The 18840-nt window shown below is 36.7% G+C and carries 21 protein-coding genes and 1 pseudogene; 3 read left to right on the top strand and 19 right to left on the bottom strand.

What is annotated here, in order from left to right:
• Positions 1-80 precede the first annotated feature (80 nt).
• Positions 81-389 (top strand): thioredoxin, encoded by a 309-nt coding sequence (trxA, locus tag DQQ01_RS08030; protein WP_111919591.1) that lies wholly within the window; start codon positions 81-83, stop codon positions 387-389.
• A 41-nt stretch (positions 390-430) separates the two neighbouring features.
• Here trxA and DQQ01_RS08025 read toward each other — a convergent pair whose 3' ends face one another.
• Complete coding sequence (locus DQQ01_RS08025; RefSeq protein WP_111919590.1) at positions 431-1099, bottom strand: Crp/Fnr family transcriptional regulator; 669 nt, start codon at positions 1097-1099, stop codon at positions 431-433.
• Between the two features lie 78 nt (positions 1100-1177).
• Between DQQ01_RS08025 and DQQ01_RS15885 the strand changes: the two genes are divergently transcribed.
• On the top strand, positions 1178-1459 hold the full coding sequence (locus DQQ01_RS15885) for a hypothetical protein (protein ID WP_162624286.1): 282 nt from the start codon (positions 1178-1180) through the stop codon (positions 1457-1459).
• On the top strand, positions 1374-1880 hold the full coding sequence (locus tag DQQ01_RS08015) for a GDSL-type esterase/lipase family protein (RefSeq protein WP_111919588.1): 507 nt from the start codon (positions 1374-1376) through the stop codon (positions 1878-1880). Before DQQ01_RS15885 ends, DQQ01_RS08015 begins: the two co-directional genes overlap by 86 nt.
• Positions 1881-1963: 83 nt before the next feature.
• Here the strand turns inward: DQQ01_RS08015 and DQQ01_RS18120 are convergent.
• From DQQ01_RS18120 to DQQ01_RS07930, 18 genes and pseudogenes are all read right to left on the bottom strand, one after another.
• A pseudogene (locus DQQ01_RS18120) lies at positions 1964-2438 on the bottom strand (low molecular weight protein-tyrosine-phosphatase).
• A 317-nt stretch (positions 2439-2755) separates the two neighbouring features.
• The gene (locus DQQ01_RS08005; RefSeq protein WP_111919587.1) at positions 2756-3958 is read right to left on the bottom strand and encodes a site-specific integrase; all 1203 of its coding nucleotides are present in this window, start codon (positions 3956-3958) and stop codon (positions 2756-2758) included.
• A gap of 82 nt (positions 3959-4040) precedes the next feature.
• Positions 4041-4247 (bottom strand): excisionase, encoded by a 207-nt coding sequence (locus tag DQQ01_RS08000; RefSeq protein ID WP_111919586.1) that lies wholly within the window; start codon positions 4245-4247, stop codon positions 4041-4043.
• Positions 4248-4548: 301 nt separating this feature from the next.
• Positions 4549-7542 carry a DEAD/DEAH box helicase gene (locus DQQ01_RS07995; protein WP_111919585.1) on the bottom strand — a complete coding sequence of 998 codons (2994 nt, stop codon included), beginning with the start codon at positions 7540-7542 and terminating at the stop codon, positions 4549-4551.
• Entirely contained in the window at positions 7542-8516 is a 975-nt protein-coding gene (locus DQQ01_RS07990) for a hypothetical protein (RefSeq protein WP_111919584.1), read from the bottom strand. Before DQQ01_RS07990 ends, DQQ01_RS07995 begins: the two co-directional genes overlap by 1 nt.
• Positions 8517-8605: 89 nt before the next feature.
• A complete protein-coding gene (locus tag DQQ01_RS07985; protein WP_162624285.1) occupies positions 8606-10681 on the bottom strand; it encodes a PcfJ domain-containing protein in 2076 nt (691 codons plus the stop codon).
• A complete protein-coding gene (locus DQQ01_RS07980) occupies positions 10662-11003 on the bottom strand; it encodes a hypothetical protein (protein ID WP_111919582.1) in 342 nt (113 codons plus the stop codon). Before DQQ01_RS07980 ends, DQQ01_RS07985 begins: the two co-directional genes overlap by 20 nt.
• Positions 11000-11323 (bottom strand): hypothetical protein, encoded by a 324-nt coding sequence (locus DQQ01_RS07975; protein WP_021740638.1) that lies wholly within the window; start codon positions 11321-11323, stop codon positions 11000-11002. Before DQQ01_RS07975 ends, DQQ01_RS07980 begins: the two co-directional genes overlap by 4 nt.
• A gap of 28 nt (positions 11324-11351) precedes the next feature.
• Positions 11352-12461 carry a DNA polymerase III subunit beta gene (gene dnaN, locus DQQ01_RS07970; RefSeq protein ID WP_111919581.1) on the bottom strand — a complete coding sequence of 370 codons (1110 nt, stop codon included), beginning with the start codon at positions 12459-12461 and terminating at the stop codon, positions 11352-11354.
• 284 nt (positions 12462-12745) lie between these two features.
• Complete coding sequence (locus tag DQQ01_RS07965) at positions 12746-13459, bottom strand: hypothetical protein (protein ID WP_111919580.1); 714 nt, start codon at positions 13457-13459, stop codon at positions 12746-12748.
• Positions 13460-13610: 151 nt separating this feature from the next.
• Positions 13611-14114, bottom strand: a complete 504-nt coding sequence (locus DQQ01_RS07960) for a hypothetical protein (RefSeq protein WP_111919579.1) — start codon at positions 14112-14114, stop codon at positions 13611-13613.
• Between the two features lie 15 nt (positions 14115-14129).
• Positions 14130-16286 (bottom strand): PcfJ domain-containing protein, encoded by a 2157-nt coding sequence (locus DQQ01_RS07955; RefSeq protein WP_111919578.1) that lies wholly within the window; start codon positions 16284-16286, stop codon positions 14130-14132.
• Positions 16287-16826, bottom strand: coding sequence for a DUF7666 domain-containing protein (locus DQQ01_RS07950; RefSeq protein WP_111919577.1), 540 nt, complete (start codon positions 16824-16826; stop codon positions 16287-16289).
• Complete coding sequence (locus tag DQQ01_RS07945) at positions 16813-17307, bottom strand: Cas9 inhibitor AcrIIA9 family protein (protein ID WP_207657643.1); 495 nt, start codon at positions 17305-17307, stop codon at positions 16813-16815. Before DQQ01_RS07945 ends, DQQ01_RS07950 begins: the two co-directional genes overlap by 14 nt.
• Complete coding sequence (locus DQQ01_RS15880; RefSeq protein ID WP_162624282.1) at positions 17276-17479, bottom strand: hypothetical protein; 204 nt, start codon at positions 17477-17479, stop codon at positions 17276-17278. Before DQQ01_RS15880 ends, DQQ01_RS07945 begins: the two co-directional genes overlap by 32 nt.
• Before the next feature lie 45 nt (positions 17480-17524).
• Positions 17525-17911, bottom strand: a complete 387-nt coding sequence (locus DQQ01_RS07940) for a hypothetical protein (RefSeq protein WP_071144003.1) — start codon at positions 17909-17911, stop codon at positions 17525-17527.
• Between the two features lie 18 nt (positions 17912-17929).
• Positions 17930-18529, bottom strand: coding sequence for a hypothetical protein (locus DQQ01_RS07935; protein ID WP_111919575.1), 600 nt, complete (start codon positions 18527-18529; stop codon positions 17930-17932).
• 65 nt (positions 18530-18594) lie between these two features.
• A complete protein-coding gene (locus DQQ01_RS07930; protein ID WP_111919574.1) occupies positions 18595-18837 on the bottom strand; it encodes a hypothetical protein in 243 nt (80 codons plus the stop codon).
• Positions 18838-18840 lie beyond the last annotated feature (3 nt).

The raw sequence follows: 18840 nt of genomic DNA, 5'->3' as shown, positions 1-18840 counted from the left end.
ACAGACGAAAGGAATTTTCTGTGGTAAAATAGGAACACAAGATACAAAAGCATTAAAAAGAGGAAAAGGAGATTAAAACTATGGCAATGGAATTTACAACAGAAAATTTTGAACAGGAGGTTTTAAATTCTGATGTTCCTGTTCTGGTAGACTTCTGGGCTACCTGGTGTATGCCCTGCAAAATGCTGGCGCCTGTAATTGAAGAGCTGGCAGAAGAGGCTCACGGTATGTATAAAGTGGGAAAGATTGATGTAGACGCTTCCCCTGCTCTGGCAGGACAGTTTGGTATTATGAATATTCCAACCGTTCTGGTTTTTAAAAACGGACAGGTAGCTGGAAAATCTGTGGGCGCTGTGCCAAAGAGCAAGCTGTTGGAGCTTTTGCAGTAAAACAAAATTTTACAGGAAGGGAAGAAGAACTCTATGGCTCTTTATAAAAGCCGATAGAGTTCTTCTTTTTTCTTCAGGATAATTTCTCCTCGATTTAAAGCAATGCAGCCGTTTTTTGCCAGTTGCTTCAACGTTCGGCTTACTGCTTCTCTTGCGCTTCCTATGATTTTTGCAATTTCTTCATGGGTCATAGTAATGGTGGAAGAACCACTTTTCGATGACTCGTCCAGCAAAAAGGATACTACTCGCTGGGTCAGACTCAGAAAAATCATCTGCTGCAAAGCCTCCACTACATCAGAAAACCGTTTCGCTGTTTCCTTATACATAAAATTATCCATATATACATTTTCTCTGGAAACTGCTGCCAGAAGTCCTGCCGGAATTACAAGAGCAACACAGTCTGTCTGAGCCTCAATTTCCACATCAAAAGTGATTGCAGAAAGAATACAGGAAGCTGCCAGAACACAGCAATCTCCCTCACGCAGCCGGTACATGGTAACTTCTTTCCCTTCATCTGAAAGCAGATAAGTGCGCATGATTCCTTCCAGAATAAAAACAGCGCCCAGACACTCTCTTACACTGGAATAAATACTGTTTCCTGCCTGGTACCGGACAATCCGGGCCTCTCTTAATAATAATTCCTTCTGAATTTTTGTTAAATGCTCCCAGAAGGGTCGTTTCTGCAAAATTTCTTCTTTCTTCTCGTTCATTTTTATCCCTGCCTTGTATTTTTCGCCAATACCTTTTACAATATCTCTATATTACAGCATACACCAAAGGAGTTTTTTATGAAAGCTAAAAATCGAAAAATAAAGTCCCTTTTCCTTTTTTTCGTCCTTTTCCTCATTATTACCTCGCCTGCTCTGCTCATTGCTGTGCAAAAAAGCTTTGCCACCCGAATTGCCTGCGTAGGTGACAGCATTACCTATGGCGCAAAAATAGAGGATCGTTTTATTCATTCCTATCCTGGCGCGCCTGCAGCAAATGCTGGGGAGCCGCTATCTGGTCAAAAATTTCGGTGCCAGCGGATATACGCTTCAAAAAAGCGGCAACTTCCCTTACTGGGATAATCCTGCCTTTCAGGAAAGCGGTGATTTTAACCCGGATATTGTGCTAATTATGCTGGGTACCAATGATACCAAGCCCTATAACTGGACAGGAACAGAAAAGTTTCTGAAAGACTATAAGGAATTGATTTCTCATTACTGTTCCCTTGACAGTAAGCCCCAAATATTCCTTATGACTCCTGCCGCCATTTTTCCGGAAAGCTTTAAGCCTGCCAACCACTATAAAATGCAGACGAATGTGGCAGATACCCTATCCAGCGCCATAAAAGAGCTGGGAGAGCAAAAACAGCTTCCTGTAATTGATGTACATGAATATACAAGAATCCACCCGGAATATTTTCTTCTGGACGGCGTGCACCCGGATTCTCACGGCGCGGAATTGATTGCACAGCTCGCCTGTGAAGCAATACAGCAAAATCGCTAAAGACTGCCGGATAATCCTATGTCCAACTTTTCCGGGTAATCTGCTAAATTTTTTCTGTCTGGTTCAGTTATTCAAAAAAGCTTTTATATCTTTCCCTCTTTTTTCAGGTATTCCATAAAAGCGGTACAGCCTGTGACAATATCACGGTAGGTATCGTCAAATCTTCTGCTGTACCAGGGATCAATAACAGAAGCTAAACTGCCTGCGTATTCCAGCAACATTTTTATTTTTCCACCTTTGTGTCCTGTGATTTTTTCTATGTTGCGGATATTCATGGTGTCCATACCAATCAGATAATCATATTTATCATAATCTGACTTTTTTCAGTTGAACGGCGCGCTTTTCTTCGCAGGATATGCCGTGACGTGCCAACTCCTCCTTTGCAGGAGGATATACCGGATTTCCTATGCCGTTCCAGATTTCTTCTGTGCTGGTGGCGGCAGAGGCAATTTGAAATTCAGATGCAATACCCCGGGATTGCACCATGTCTTTTAAAATGAATTCTGCCATGGGGCTGCGGCAGATATTGCCGTGGCAAACAAATAGTACTTTTATCATACTCTTCAAATCCCTTCATAACCCTGTAAAGCCCTATGTTTTCAAGACTTTACAGAGTTTATATTTTTGTTTGGTCCTTATACAAGTCTTTATAATCCTATGTAAATCTACATATTTTTTTCGCCAAATGATGTAAAATGTGATGTAAATCAATTTCTATTTTTGCATTTTACATCATCGCTTTTTGAACTTGTTTCTATACATATTTACTCAAATTTCTCATATTTATGGGCTTCTTGATAATTATACCATACATTTAATATTAATCCTCAAAAAATCTGATGCAAATTCAAATGATGTAAATTGTTCAAAATACATCAATTGAGCTTCGTAATTCTTTTTACTTCTGCTCTCGCATCCTCAAATTTTAAGTGAGTATATGTATTCAGAGTTACGGATATATCAGAATGTCCCATCAAATACTGTAACGTTTTTGGGTTCATTCCACTCTTAGCCATATTAGAGCAGTAAGTATGACGGCAAACATGCGGTGTAATAATAGGCATCTGTTCCTTATAAATGCGATTGTATTTTTCTCGGATATGTTGAAAATATTTCTCCCAGTGTAATGCAACCATCGGTTTATTATTTTTGTCTAAATATAAAAATCCAAGTTTACCATCTATAACGGGTTCTACCTTTACTTTTTTCCGCATTTCTACTATTTTTTTAAAGCATTCATATACATCGTCAGTCATAGGTATCGTTCTTTCACCCGCTGTAGTCTTTGTATTGATAACCTTATATACCATCTGGCTATTTCTTTGCAACTGATGATCTATAGTAATGGTTCTGTCTCTCAAGTTGATATCTGACAGCGTCAATCCTACAAATTCGCTGATTCTCATTCCTGTATGGAATAAAATATATATCCCTTCATAATAACGCGAAAAATGTTTATCATTCTTGATGAATTCTAAGAATTTTTTTTGCTGCTTTCTTGTTATGGCATCTCGGGTAACGCTATCATTAACAACTACCGTCGCCAACTGAAATTCAAAAGGGTTTTTTAATAAAATATCATCGTCTACTGCCATTTGAAAAGCAGGTCGAACAACTCCACGCACTGAATGTATCGTACTATATCCTCTGCCATCTACCTGCTGAAGCTTGATTAACCATGCTTTTGCATCTGACTTTTTTACCTCATTTATTTTCAGTTGTCCAAAAGGCTCCTTTTTTATGATATTTATTACAAAATTATAGTTATTTCTGGTATTATCTTTAACACCTGTTTTCTGTCCTATATATTTTTGTACTAGCTGTAGAACCGTCATATTCTGCCCTGTAATAATGAGCTCTTGTTCTAATTTTCGCTCAATTTCTTTTATTTTTTCTCTAAGTGAAACATCCTCTCTCTTTCCCGCTGGAACTTTATCTGTTGTTACCAATTTCCAGCTATAGATTACCTTTCTCTCCCCAAATGAATTCGTATACTGGTAAATGTATTGCCCATTTTTCTTTTGGCTTTCTCCTGTTTTCAGAATTCTTCCTTTATTATCTCTTCTCTTTTCGGACATATATTCTCCTTTCATAATCCAAAAAGAGCCTTGAAATGATATTCAAATATTATCATATCAAAGCCCCTTGTTTCAATGACTCTTATAAACTTTCTGCATGTTCTAAAAATTCTTCTAGCTTCTTACGTTTTATTAATCTTTTAGAACCTATCCAAAGAACATATTCACATCCATCTTCGTCTGTTAACTGCCTCAATTTGTTTATTCCTATATTAGTAAAAGCTGCCGCTTCTTCCAAAGTAAGGTTTGCTTTTTCCCAAATTGGAACATTTTGATGTTTCTGGTTCATACATCCTCCTTTCCTATAAATCTCTACTGACAAATCCTCAAAATACAAGAACCAGAAAAACAAGTATTTTTTATATCTGTCATTGCCACGCTAGGGAGACTTTGCGTACTATTGTGCTAAGTTCTACACTAAATATAAACAGACTTTTAAGCCTATTCTGTATTTTCTAATAAACTTTTCAATACTTTCTCAAAATATATATTGTTCTGCTATAAGCAGAGTAAAAGTATCGTAGTTTGAATTTCTTTGAGTAAAAATTCTGCCATAAATTATCATTACGTATGTTTCTTTTTCAAACACTCTAACTAATTTTTTGTTCGCCCCATTGAATCTGAAGTTTTCCTTCCTGATCCACACTGGTTGTCATCAAAAGGGAAAATATCTGGGGATTGATGCCGAATCTTTCATATAGTTCTCCGTTTTCTAGCAATTGATTTTTCATAAACAGGTTAAGTTTCTCCTTCGCCAGTATCATCTTTAGCAGGTTCACTTCAATGGAATTTTCATAAATTAAAAATACCACCTGCTTAAAATTTCTGGACGTATACCGGATAAACCGAAAATAATACTGTTCCATAGCCGCATGATTGTAATGAAGCTCTGGTAGGATAATTTTATCCACATCATCTATATTCATAGATTCTGACAAGCTTTGCTGCGTAGAAAGTAATATCCCATTTTCTGTCTTTCTTAGTTTTTCTACAATCCTCTGCCGCTGCTTGCATGGAACTTTATCCCCTGTGATATAAAAGATCTGCCTTTCTGGAAATGCCTGCTTTAAATATCGGTAATAGGAATCTGCCACTTCTATTCTGCGTACTCCAATCGCAACCTTCTCATACTTCCACATCTGCAAAAGACGGATTGCTTTTTTTACCTTCGTAGGTACTTCATTGCTATCGTATTCGTATGCAAGAGAAGGATCTGCACATATCTTCAGAAGGAGCAGCAGTTGCTGCAAAATCCGAAACATGGAATCCTTTCGTGCATTGCCGTAAGCTGCAAAATACTTCCTGCGGATTTTATCAAACTCTTTTACTGCTATTCGATACACTTCTTTTTCCCTTTCGCTAAAAGAACAGGTTCCCTGGTAAATCTTATAAATTTTCCTTCCTACCACTTCTTCAAAATTTTTTGTTATGACTGTTTTTTCTAATAATTCATCTAAAAATGATGCATTATAAATATCCTGATTTGCCTTCTCCAGACCAAACACTGTAATCTTCTTTGGTAAATAGGAATAAGAAAACAGTTCATACCCTCTTTTATAAGCTGGAAATGGCTGATTCAAAAAGAAGTTCCTATTTTTTTCCATCTGTCCGTTTTTGAATCGGTAGATCCATTCATTCTTTGCCAGATAATGAATAGAGTTGTTATAAAGCAGTTCTAATTGAGGTGCTGCTTCTACCACGTTATTTCTTGTCAGTGTTCCTGTTGCCAGCACTTTATATCTGCATTTTCGAAAAACAGAAAGCATTGCTTTTGTACGTTTTGAACTTCCGTTGGTAATTGCATCACTTTCATCAAAAATCAACATGACTTTCTGACAGCGGATACGTAACAGTTTTTTCATCTCCCTTTTTAATTCCGTAAGCAGATTGATAGTCAAGAGCACAATCTGTCCTCTCTGTACCCTTTTTATGTCCTCCCTCTTCCGAATACGGTAAAAATCAATCTGATAGTCTTCCAATATTTCTTCCCATGTATTATTGATTGCCAGGGCTGTGCCGACAATGAATATATTCCGGACAGGATTATATTTCATTCTGTACTGCGCCATTGCCAGTGTACAAAGGCTTTTTCCAGTTCCCATAGAAAACTGTAGGGCAGCGTATCGTTTCTGCAGCAGTTTATTCACTTCTTTTTTCTGTACAGCATTCAGATATTTGACCTCCCCTGTCATTTGACTTGTTACATGCCAATTTTCCAGATATTCTGCAATTTTGTCATCCTGCTTCATTTTCTCAAAAGATGTTTCCTGCAATGCAAATTCTCGCCGTTTCTTCTTTAAGAACTGCTCAAATCCAGGAACTTCTCTTTTGGATAATACAAAAGAATTGATAGAACCCAAATTCATATCGGTCCCATTTTCCCGATAATCCTTTTCTTTAAATCCATAAGTTGTCTTTACAATCCGGATTTCATTCCTGTATGTCTTATTCGCAGAAGATAAAATCCCCTTTAATTTCCGTAAAACATCTTCCGGCTGTATTTTAATTTTTTCCCACTCCTGCCAGGAAAGTTCCTCCGGTTTCGTCTGCTTCAGGTATTTCTGCAAAATCGCTTCTGCCAGTCCAGCTTTATGAGCGATATTTCGATTTCTTTTGATATCAAACAAAAGTTTCACCGTTTTTTCCTGAAATACCTGTTTCTGCTTTGCCTCTAAATCTGTATTCTGACATTCAAAATAAATATTTGCAGCATTTTTTCTTCGTTCCTGAAGAACCGGTAACACATAAGTTTGATAAATTTCCTGTGGCCGCTTCAGAACTTCCAACTCTGTAGTGTATGGTCTTTCTGTTACATACTGACTCTTTTTCTGCAAAATCATTGCTTTTGTCCGAAAAGATGTCACACCATACTCTTTGAATGCATCTGCCGGCAAAGAAAATTGTACAATCAAATTAAACATGTGATTGATTTCTTCAATATCCCCTTTATTTGAAAAATCATCTGAAAGGAAACTTTCCGAGACCAGCAAAACCAAAAGACCCCCGTTTTTCAGTACCTGATATGCTTTTTTGCAGTAATACATCTGGGAAGATACCGGTGCTTCTTTTGTTCCCCATTCCAGATGAAAGGGCGGATTTCCAAACACAATATCCCCGCTTAAAACAGGGGAATACTGCCGGATATCGCCATATTGCAGGTTTGCCTTCGGGTAGAGGTACTGGGCAATCTTCACCGCTTTCATATCAATTTCTGTTCCATAGATATTACTTTCTGTAGGAAGATAATTAAAAAAATCTCCTTTACCATAAGTCAAATCATAAATTATATCCTTCGGTTCCGGTTTGACGCAGGCAACAAGAAATTCACATATTTCCGCTGGTGTAAAAAACTGTCCCTGCTCTATTTCTTTTTTCGCTTCTGTATAAGCATGAAAATTTTGAAAGTCTTTCCTGTCCAGTCCATGCAGCCCACCATTTCCCATATACACATTAAAAATATCCTCTGGTGTGATCCCATATAGTTCTGTTTCATGATTTTCCACTAGATACAAAATTTTCGCATTCAAGTTTTGTCTTTGCTCCATTGGTATTTGAAGTCCCTTATCTCTTTTGTATTTTCCCATTAGGCCGCCTCCTTATAGCCGAGATACTCTTTGGCAAAAGACAATGCATGTACACCACTGGCAAAAACAATATCCCATCTGCCATTTTTAAAATACTTAAATTTAACAACTTTCTTTCCAAGCGCAGGGTGTTCATCAAAAATCCCTTCTTTCTCCTTTTTCCCGCTATATGAAAAACTTACAAATCTTTCCAGCCAGCCATCATAAATAGAAACCTGTTCTTTACTGGAGTCAAAAAAAGTCAATGCCCGTAAAAGTGCTTTATATTTTTCACTATCCAGACAGATTTCGTATTCTCCCCAAAGATCTGTTTTGCTGCATAACAGGTTTTGAATGGACAGTTTTTTACTTTGCAATTTATATTTTGCATAGGTCACTCCTGCTTTTGCATCTGTTTTAATCTCCTGCTCCACTTTCTCCTGAAAACTAAAACCGCCCAGATAAGAAAAAATATCATCCAAAATCAACGGATACTCAATTCTGGCAAACAAAACTTCATGAAGATTTTCTTCTTTCTGTTTACAGCATTTCTTCCTTTCTTCCCGATAAATTTGCTTCTCTTCTTCTGTTAAAGAAGAAATCCGCTTATGTAATACGGGTTCTGCCAGAGTCTGCAGGGAAATATAGCGTTCATACGAATGTTTCTGTATGGCAAGACCATATTTCCGGTTAAAGAAGGAAATAATGGTTCTGATAAAATGATTATGTACCTTTTCCATCAGTTCTGTTTGTTTCTTTTTATCCATACAAATCAGGTTCTGTTGGTACACCCTGTCTGCATATTTCTGTACCTTTCCATAAAAGGTCAGTTCCTGCTGGTGCAGTGTTTCCATATCTACAAACATACTTAAAAAATGATTTCTGGTACTGTCATATAATTTTTGCTGTATCTGACAAAATTGCTGGTCTTCTTTGGACAGCCTGGTCTTATTTTGGATTTTGACACGTTGTAATTTTTCCAATACATCATTCATATCTCTGTTCCTTTCTCTTCATAAGAAAAGGCAGAAGAATGTTCTAATCCTTCTGCCTGTGTTTCTATTCTCTTAAAATTTTTATATTTCTATGCAGCCTTTTTTTCTTCTTCTCCTTTTAGAAGCCTTAATTTTTCTTCTGCATAATGAACAAATTCTACCATTTCCTGCGGATAACGAATCCGCCCTTTCCCCTGACATTGCACAATCTTCCCTCTTCTCCAGTCAACCGTAAAAAAAGGCTTATCTGGGTCGGTCTTTTTCCGGATAAAATACACATCACATTCCCGATTGGCAATATGAGGGATATAACTTCCTACACAATGTCCTAACGCCTGCCCTTCTTTTCGGATTTCCTGACAATTTTCAGGAACTTTTAAAAGATAATCCTTATCCTGAATTTTGGTATCCAGTAGTTTTATATCTTTCTTTAAAAGTTGGTTCACGGTTCTTCTTTCTTTTGCCTGTTTTCTTCTTTCCATCTTATCTTGTTGTTTTTGATACTCCAGGAAAGTCTTGTCGTGAACATCTTTAAAGTTTTTTGGAAACAGAACGTATCGGCTTTTCAGATCATATTCCAATTTTTCTGCCCACTCAATATAATCTTTCCAGCTTCTTATATACGTCTGATAACATTTCATTTCCACATGACTGATACCAGATACATCACCGGACAACTTATATGCCTTTCCTTTTTCTTCTTTTTCAATCTGCTTTGCCAGATAATTCACAATTTTCCGAATAGATGCATACTGGTTTAATTCCAAGAAATCTCTATTACTCTCAAAAATTTTACAATATGCAAAAATTTCCTGTTCCGACAAATGGATTTTTAGTTTTTCCATTTTCTGTAAAACGCCCCATTCTCTTATCCCCATATTATACTTACTTAGGATAGAGCAATATCGTGAATTTATTCCTAAGAAATGTCTTGTATTCGTTTCCTTTGTTTCTTCCCATTCGTTTGGAAGCTGATATAGGCATTCCAAAGCGATATAAAACATATTCTGCTTCACGAACTGTTCAAGCAATGGGAATTTTAAATATGTCTTCAGATAATATACAACCGGCAGCTCTACAAAACGATTATTTTTGACAAAATAATCTAAGGAGCAATATTCAAATGGTGTTCCTTTAAAAACATTTTTCAAATTATATGGATACACCATTCCAGGCATTTGGGTTATCGTCTGATATGCTTTTATCGTATAATTCAAATGATATCTGTAGTGAAAATACGGATCTATATATTTCTCTTTCCATACATTCTTATGAGCCAAACAGCTATAAACCGGGTAATAAAAATGGAATTTTTCCTGAAATACAGCCCGATAGTCTTCATGATAGGATAATGTATATTCTCCCGTACCATGCGCAGCATAAGATTTTCTAACTTCAAAATGACGTAGTATGATTCTATCTGATGCTTTTTCAATTTTAACTGCTTCTGAATAATCAGAAAAATATCCTGATTTTCCTTTTGCTTTAAAAATTGATTTCCGCTTGCAAATGGGACACACATATTCTTTGTTATGCCTTGGTATAGATCTCTCCAATTGATATTCCGATTTACAATGACTACATGTGCAATCTATCATCTTTCTTCTGGAATACTGATAGAAAATATATTGACTTTCTTTTAACACCTCGTATTCCAGCCATTTTTCAAATCTCCCAGTCACTGGTTTCACACTGCGAAATAGAGACTCTATATCTTTTATCCTTCTTTTTTTTCTTTTTAACGACTTTTCTGCTTTTCTTTTCTGCTGTTCTATTTGTATCAGTTGTATACTGTCTACGGCATCATCTGTACAATGAAAAAACTGTTGAATACTCCTTTTTTCCTTATATGTTCGTATCGCAATCTGAGATATAAATTTCCCCTTTTCAGCTTCCAAGATATCCAAAGTTTTTATAGACCAACGGTTTTCTTTTATAAAATATGTAATAAAGTCTCTATTAGAAAAAAAGATGCGACAGAACGGCTGATATTGCTCCTTTATAATGTTTTCCGCGTCATAAAGATTTAGGATTAAAGTCCGTTTATGTGCTACCGTAGCCTTTTGTACCTTCATCAGATAGTTTTGTCTGCAAAGTTCCATATATTGTTTATCCTTAATACCGGCTTCCACAACAGGTATCTTTTTAAGTAGTGCTTTCTTCATTTTCCTTCTCTCCATTATTATGAAATATATCATCTTCCAAATCTTTTTTTACAGGAATTGCTTCTAAAAAACAGGCTGGTATCTTGAAATATTCTGCAATTTTCTGAAGTTCCCTTTTTAATTCTTCTTCTGCACAAGCCATCTGACATAAGTAAGCAGAAACTTCTGCATTTTTCCAGTATCTTTCAAACTCACAGGACTGAAAAATATCGATATCATCTAAGTTCAAAATTTCCTGTTTCGTCATGCTTTCCGGGCAAAACATCTCCGCATTACGTATATAAATGCTTTTTACCGTAATAATATAATTTTCTCTTTTCATCCTTTACTGTTCCTTCCTTTTTCTTCTACAAGTTCTGCTTTTTCTGCATCAAGAAACTTTTTCGCAGAATCGCGGATTGCCTCTTTTAGTGCCACATCATATTCCATATGATAATCCTCATAATATTTTTGGAATAAAGTGATGCTTCTTTCCTTGTAATCTTCATTTGCTTTCAATTTGCTATACATCTCTTTTGGAAGACAGTCTTCCATATTTTCCAGAACGCTTTCTTTTAAGTACAAATACTTCTGTTCTTCATACGCCTGAAATAATTCCCACTCTGTCAACAGAATTTTCTGCCCATTTCGAACAATTTCCATACCTTCTTATTCACCCTCTTCTCTCACTTTACGCTGCGGCACTAAGGTTGACCGGAAGAACCAGATATACATAACTGTCTTTTTCATCTCTTACAGTACATGGCGTTTTTGCACTCGTAAAATACATGAAGACTTCCTCATCATCAATCACCCGCAGCATCTCCAATAAGAATTTGGGATTAAACCCAATTCGTAATTTCTCTCCCTCTTTTACAACGAACATACTTTCATTCATAGAGCCCATGTTTGATACTGCTTCCAATGACAAAATATTTTCTTCAATATTTAGAATAATTGGCTTTTTTGCATCGTCCTTCAATAACAAACTTGCTCTGTCAATACATTCCTGTAATTCCTTTTTCTGAACTTTGATTTTTGTTCCATAATCTTTTGATAATAACTGCTCCACTTTTAAATATTCTCCCTCAATCAACCGGGAGATTGCTCTGGTATTTTCTATCTCAAACTGAATATGGTTCTCTGTAAAGTAAACTGCAATTTCCTTCTCCGGATCTCCGCCAATAATCTTGATGATTTCTGCCAGTGTTTTTCCTGGAACAATGACCTTTCGCGGTTCATATTCTTTTTTCAGTTTGATTTTTCTAAGTGAAATACGGTGTCCGTCCAGCGCTACAATTTTCAGTTCTTTTCCATTAATTTCCCACAGTTCTCCTGTCATTGCCTTCTTTGAGGAAGTATCTGCTACTGAAAAAATCGTTTGCCGGATTGCCTCTTTTAAGTCAAACTCTGAAATCGTGACATGATTCTTCCGTTCCATATCGGGAATACAGGTGTACTCTTCTGCTGACTTTACAGAAAGATTATACTTCGTCTTCTTACAGCGTACAGTCGCCTGATCTTTTTCCCCTGTTTCCAGTACGACATCTCCCTCTGGAAGTTTTCTTACAATCTCCCCAAATACTTTTGCCTGGATTGCAATACTGCCTTCCTCTTCAATGTTTCCCGGCATTACTGTTTCAATCCCCAATTCCAGGTTATTCCCGGTAAGGGTAATCTCCTCTTTTTCTGCCCGGAGCAAAAGACACTCCAAAATAGAGGTGGTTGCTTTTGCAGGAACTGCCTTTGCTACAGTCTGAACTGCCTTTGCTAAATCTGTCTTTTTACAAATAATTTTCATAAAATAGTTCTCCTTTCATACAACGATAATGTCTGCTTTTAAAAACTGAATTTGTCCTCCTTTCCATTTCTGCATACAAAAAAAGACACAAAAAACCATACGATTCTTCATGTCTTTCTTTCTATTTCTCAGGATATTCCTTAAAATACTGCTTTTGGCTTCTGCCAAAATGAAATACTAACTACAAATTTTTCCATTTGTAAAAATATATTCAACAATATAATAACACAATATATAGTTTTTTACAATCCATTTTTCCTATATATTGTATGTATAATATTCCCTTATAAAAACTTTTTTTGTCCCATGTTCCAAAGGAACTCTTTAATCGTATCCATCTCCTTTTCTTTACATAAAATGCTTTTATTCTGATATAGGTAAATCATCTGCCCAGTCACATCTGTTATAAAATCCTGATTGACAAGATATTCTCCGGAAACGTTCAGAAAAGAGGTCTTTTTTCGTATTGTTTCCAATACTTTCTCTGTCAGTATATAACCCGATTTTTTCTCTCCTTTTTCTGTACAAATATCCCCGGTTTTTAAATCAATATAAACAACTTCGGATAAACACATAGCCCATGCAGAATCCATGCTTTGATCAAACAGGAAAATCGTTTTCTTTGGAAAATACTTTCTGAAAAAATGCTGGTAGATATTTAAACTTTCTACCTGTTCTTTTTCCGTCAAATAATGTGCTGCCTTATATTCATATCCATAAAAAGCCCGATTCGTAGACGTTCCGAAAAAGTAAAGAGAAGTTTTTTGTCCTGTTTCCCGGATATATTTGGCGGCTGTCAGTCCACAATTATCTATCGTATCTTCCAAAAACACGATATCCATAGGACTTTGTTCATTTGCTTTGCGCAAAGCCTTTATCGTAGAATATTCATAAATCGCATATATGTTATCTAGCTGACACGCTTCCTTTCGGATCTTCTTTCGTATATCATCCAAAAGCTTACTTTCTTTCTGGTAAAATATCGCAATTTTCATCATTTGTATTCCCTCCCCTTTTTCTTTTAGAATAGCATGCTCCGGTAAAACCACAAGGTTCTTTGTTTAAATTGCCTTTTTTATTGCGTAATTGGCTGTTCATGGTATTTTTTAGGGGGCATGTCACCGACACACCCCCGCCATCATCAAATTTCTATGCTACAAATGTGAAAAATTTTTCTTCCACATTCACACGACAGACTCTGTCATTTTCCAGTTCACGATACAGTATGGAAAATACTTCCACTACTTCCTGAATGCTCAATCCTTGAATTTCTATGTTTCGAAAAAGCTCTCCCAAACATACATCGGAATCTCTATATGCTTGCCGTACAAGGTTACAGGCATCTTCTATCGTCTTCACCGTAATACAGATTTCTTCCACTATATGCTCACCCTTTCTTTTTACTGCCAGCTCTGTTTTAGGGCCTTTTAGTAAAATGCCCATTTTCAGCATATCCTGTTTCCAGTCCTGATAGAAAGGATATTCCTGTTTATTAACATATTTGCGAAACAGTCTGTATACCCCTCTTTCTGTATACATTCCTTCCAGGTTCTCCTCATAACAACCATACTGGTTTTTCTGCCGGATATGTTTTAATTTCTGCAAATTCTTATCCGGTATATTTTTTGTCACTATTTGATATTCTTTTTCCATATTTCTCCTTTTCTTCTAAGCAGCTGCTTCCTGTTCTGCTTTCAGCACATCTGACAGATACTGGCCCTGATATTTTCCACCTTTCATCACCACATGATCCTTATAAGCAGCAGAAAGCTCCGCAGTCCATAGTGTAACCTGCGTTTTTGTAGGATCTTTTTCCTGGTTCCTTATCTTTTTCAATACATTCTTTTCCCATTTCTTTAAAAATGGTTCTGCCTCTTCATAGTCCTCTCCCGTTCTGTTATAGTCCTTACTTTTTTGTACAATGTTTCCATCTGGTTCAATTTCCATCGTATAAAATTCCTTTTCCAATTCTTCCTGTCTGCGTAAGAAAACAATATAAGAGGTTTTTCTGCTGATCCGGTCAAAATAGCATTCCTGAGTACCTACACAATGATGCAATGCTTTTCCTTCTTTTATAATATCTTCAATCTTTTGAGGAACCAGCACTGCATATTTTTCATCTTTCAGTGACTGATAGATGGGCGTGATTTCCCTACAAACCTTTTCCAGATTTGGAAATTTCCCCCGTAGTTCCTCTGCTCTCTGCTTTGTGTCTATTTCCTGCAGGGCTATTACCGCCTCATCATGCCTTCTTTCTAACTCCCGTGGTCTATAAACGATGGAGTCCTTTAGATTTTCTCCTATTTTTTTTGCCATGGACAGATAATCTCTCCATATCGTCAAAATCTTCTCTACGGGCAGCCCGCTTTCCTTTTCCATTCTTCTTAAATAATGGTAAATCTGCTGTGGCGACATTTGATTTTCAATAAAGGCAACATCTATTGTGGAAATATTATGTTTTTCAAAATAACGAAGTATATCCTCTGAAATCCACTTTTGTGTATTCTTCATCTTTTGCAGCCAGGATAAACCAGCTATTCCGCCGTCCATTTTCACCAACTGCTTTAGCAGGCAACTATTGATTCCCAAAATTTCTATCAGTTTTCTGTGATTTGGAAGTCGGCTCTTTTTATGGATGCTTTGGATCACAAACTTTTTCAATCCCGCCTTTGCAGCTTTCTCAATAGCCGGACAATGATAACGGTATAATAAATACGTTTCCGGTTCTACCATTTTCATGTTCTTTTGAAGTTCGTATAACCCGGAAGTCTTCAAAATTCCCTGGTTCAAAGAAAATAAGGTTCTCTGATATAGCGTGCCTTTATTCCCTTCAAAATCATAATGGTACTCTGCATATAAAGACTCTCTCCACCGATAGGAGCCATCCTTATATTGTCCATAATAATATGCTGTCTGGGAAAAATCTTTTTCTACGATTACCCTTCTGGTTTCAAACCAGCTTATTTCCGGAACAAAGTCACGCTTTTGATGAAATTTTGCATAGACGTTAAACTTCCGAATCACCATTTGATTAGTTCCGAACTTCTGCAACAAATAGGTGCACTCTGCTTTGTGAATAATCCTTTTTTGCATTTTCTTGGATTTATATTGTATTCGCTGTCTACACTTCGGGCAGATACCATATTGATTATGTTTTGGTAAAATCCCCTGCACTCTCGTGTTGCATCTGCTGCAATAGCCTTCTCCTTTTCTTTCCGGTTTGTAGAAAATATAGTGCTGCGTAATGGCCGATTTTCTGCACCACCTTTCCCAATCCTTTGGAAGTAGCGGAATTTGGGACATTACCTGATCCCATTCATTGGTTTCTTGTCTGCGCCTTTCCTCTATCCTATCCCATAAAATATCCGTTTGAAACTCTTCTATAATACTTCTGATAGAACTAACTTTTAAAGGTGTCCATCTGCTACATTCTGTGTCAAAATATTTCCGGAATAATGCCCAATCTCTTTTGGTACAGTGATAAAAACTCCCATAAAAATAGCCCATAATCTTTATAATTGTGGCTGTTCTCCACTTTGCTTCTCTTGGAAGGTACGAAAGATAGGTACGCTCCTTTTTATTTAAGAATACAACTATCTCCGGCTGCACTTGTCCGGCAAGCATTTCTTTTATCCTGAAAAATGAAACTGCCAAAATCTCCCCTTTTTTACAAATCTTTACAGATACTTCATATTCAAACTTCCTCATTTTCATTTTCTTTTGTAATCTCTGTTTTCTGGATTTTTTTTCTTCCTTTTTGGAAAACTTTAACATCTTTTTTGTTGCCTCTAAACAGCCGATTTCCAATAATTCTGTTTTTCTCATTTATTCTTCTGCCTTTCTTCCATCAAAATCATAATAAACATTTGGAACATATTCTTTTCCGTCAATTATGATGACTGAAAAATTAACGATATTTCCCTTAATATCTTCCCTGATGAGAAGAAGGATTGTATCTTTCCTCCCTTTTCCGATGGGATGTTTCCCACGCACCACTGTAAATCCACCCATGGGACTTCCTTTTTCTGTCTGTATGATTTTACTCAGCCTTCTGTGTGGATACTGGAGCATATATGCAACCCCTTCTATTAAAAGTTCCAATAACGTCAGTCTTCTAACAATCCGAAGCTGTGTGCAGGCAATTTTGCTGTCATCGCCCTCTTCCTGGCGTTCTCCGGCAACTTCAACCACACAATACTGCGCTAAATCCGGATTGCTATAGTAAATCAGACAGTCCAGCGGGTTTTCTGCACAATGAAACCCCGTTTTCCTGCAGGCAGCCTTTTCTGTATAATTCCATTCTGCTTCTTTATATTGAAACCCCAAACAACTCAAATTCTTCTGAAACGCTTTATACGCAATCATTTTTTTCCTCCATTTTTTCTCCATCTTCCAGCATATCAAAAAGAGAAATCTGACTGTCTTTTTTGGTCTTGCTTTCCTTTACAGAAGTCTTCACGCCTTTTACAGCAGTTTTTTCTTGTGCTTTTCTTTTTCTTTCCCGTTCTTCCTCTTTCTTTTTTCTTTCTTCCTCAGCATCATCTAATGCATAGTATTCCTCCAACCAATGGTACACTTTTTCTGAACTAACTGCGACTCCTGCACCATTTTGTCCATTTCGATTCTGTTGCAAGTAGTCTTTTGACTCTTCATATACTCTTTGCAGAATGAAATTGATTCCTTTTTCCAAAGATTTATGAGGCAGCAGTATCTGTGCACTAAGGATTTCATTTTCGCAGCGTTCCAAGAGATACTGCCCTAAAGCCACTGTCAGCCCTGGTCCTTCAAACTGATACATTTCTTCCGCAATCTTTTCAGAAGCAGTAGAAAATTTCTTTTCTTCCAACGGCACTTCTGCCAGCCGAAGTCTTTTTCCCTGCAAAAAAATCCTGCATATCATTTTCTGGTATCAGCCTTTCTCTGCAAAGTTCCTGCAAACGTGAAATTTCACCTCTTGCTCTTAAACGGTCTGCAACCATATTCAAATCTTTCGTATTTTCTATCATTGTCTCAAGCATTCTTATTTCCTCCTATAAAATCAGGAAGGGGTTACCCCCTTCCCGTTATGCTGCTCTTTTTAATTCCTCTCTTTTTTCTCTAATTTCCTTGTCCTCTTCCTCAATAATACTGATCATTTGAATCAGGAATTGCTTACACCAAGTATTTCCTTCATACTTCTTTCCTATCTTACCTGCTTCTTCAATGATCTGTTCCCATTCGCTGTCCGCTCTTTGTCCTTTTCCTCTATGTTTCTTATAGAAATCATAAATTTCATGCATTGCCTTATGCATATCAATTTCTACTGTAGTTTCCAAATTAGAAATCAAGGTAATAATAAATTTATGGTTATGGTATTTCTTTAGAAGTCCCTGAATTCCCAACATGGATTTTCCAAGATATACGCCATAAAAGTCACCTACCATACTTGCAATCATTTTTTGATCTGTCACCCTGTTTCCTCCTTTCAATTAACAAATAAATTCTTCTAATGTCATCTGATTTTTCCAACTGGACCGTTTCTTATTTCCGATGCCTTCTACACTGTTACTTGTTCTGGGAAGTTCTTTTATTTTTTGATAAACTTCTGTCAGCATTTTATCCAGTTCATCTTCTTTTGAAAAGATACGCATTCCAAGAATATCTTTCCTTTTTACGCAAATCTCTAATTTCCGGATTCTTCCTACTAAAAGATCCACCTGAAGTTTTCTCCGGTCTGCTCTTCTAAGCCAAGGACGCTTCACAAGTATATATCGGAATTTCTGGCTCTGCGTATATTTCTTTACCAGTCTTTGCGCAGTTCCAAGAATTTCCGTTTCTCCTGCCATATAGTCCTCTTTAACAGTATGCGGAATTTTCTTCTTATACCCGTCATAAGCAGTTGTACCAGAAAAATAGTTCTCGCAAACCTGCAATAATTCCCTTCGGATTTGATTTAGTACTTCTCCGTCTGTGGTTAGGTGTTCTTCTGCTCCAAACTGATATACCTTTTTCCAATCATACAGTTTCTTGTGCCAAACATCTTCTCCTTCTTTTAAAGAATCTGGTCTCTTTTCCTCTATTTGTTCCATAGTATTTACCAACTCCCATCTTCTGAAATGATCGAAAATCCGCCAGTTTATGAAGATACATATCCTCATGTACCTTTCTTTTCTCTGTAAAAATATCCATTCTTTTCCAACTGTTCCAGCCTGTCTAAAATTTCTTTTTCTGAAAAACAATCCCCCTGTTTCTGATGCTTTAATTTTCTGTACATCATTCTTCTGCAAATAGGGTGAGCCGGTCCATAGTCATAAAGATATCTTGCCTCTCTTGCATTCAGGTTGCAAAAGATTGCAATCAGTAACTGATAATATCCTGCCATTGTTTCATCTTTCATGCA

It is taken from the genome of Blautia argi, from assembly GCF_003287895.1.
GTDB lineage: Bacteria > Bacillota > Clostridia > Lachnospirales > Lachnospiraceae > Blautia > Blautia argi.
The sequence above is the reverse complement of the archived record's forward strand: the minus strand, read 5'-3'. Positions and strand labels throughout refer to the sequence as shown.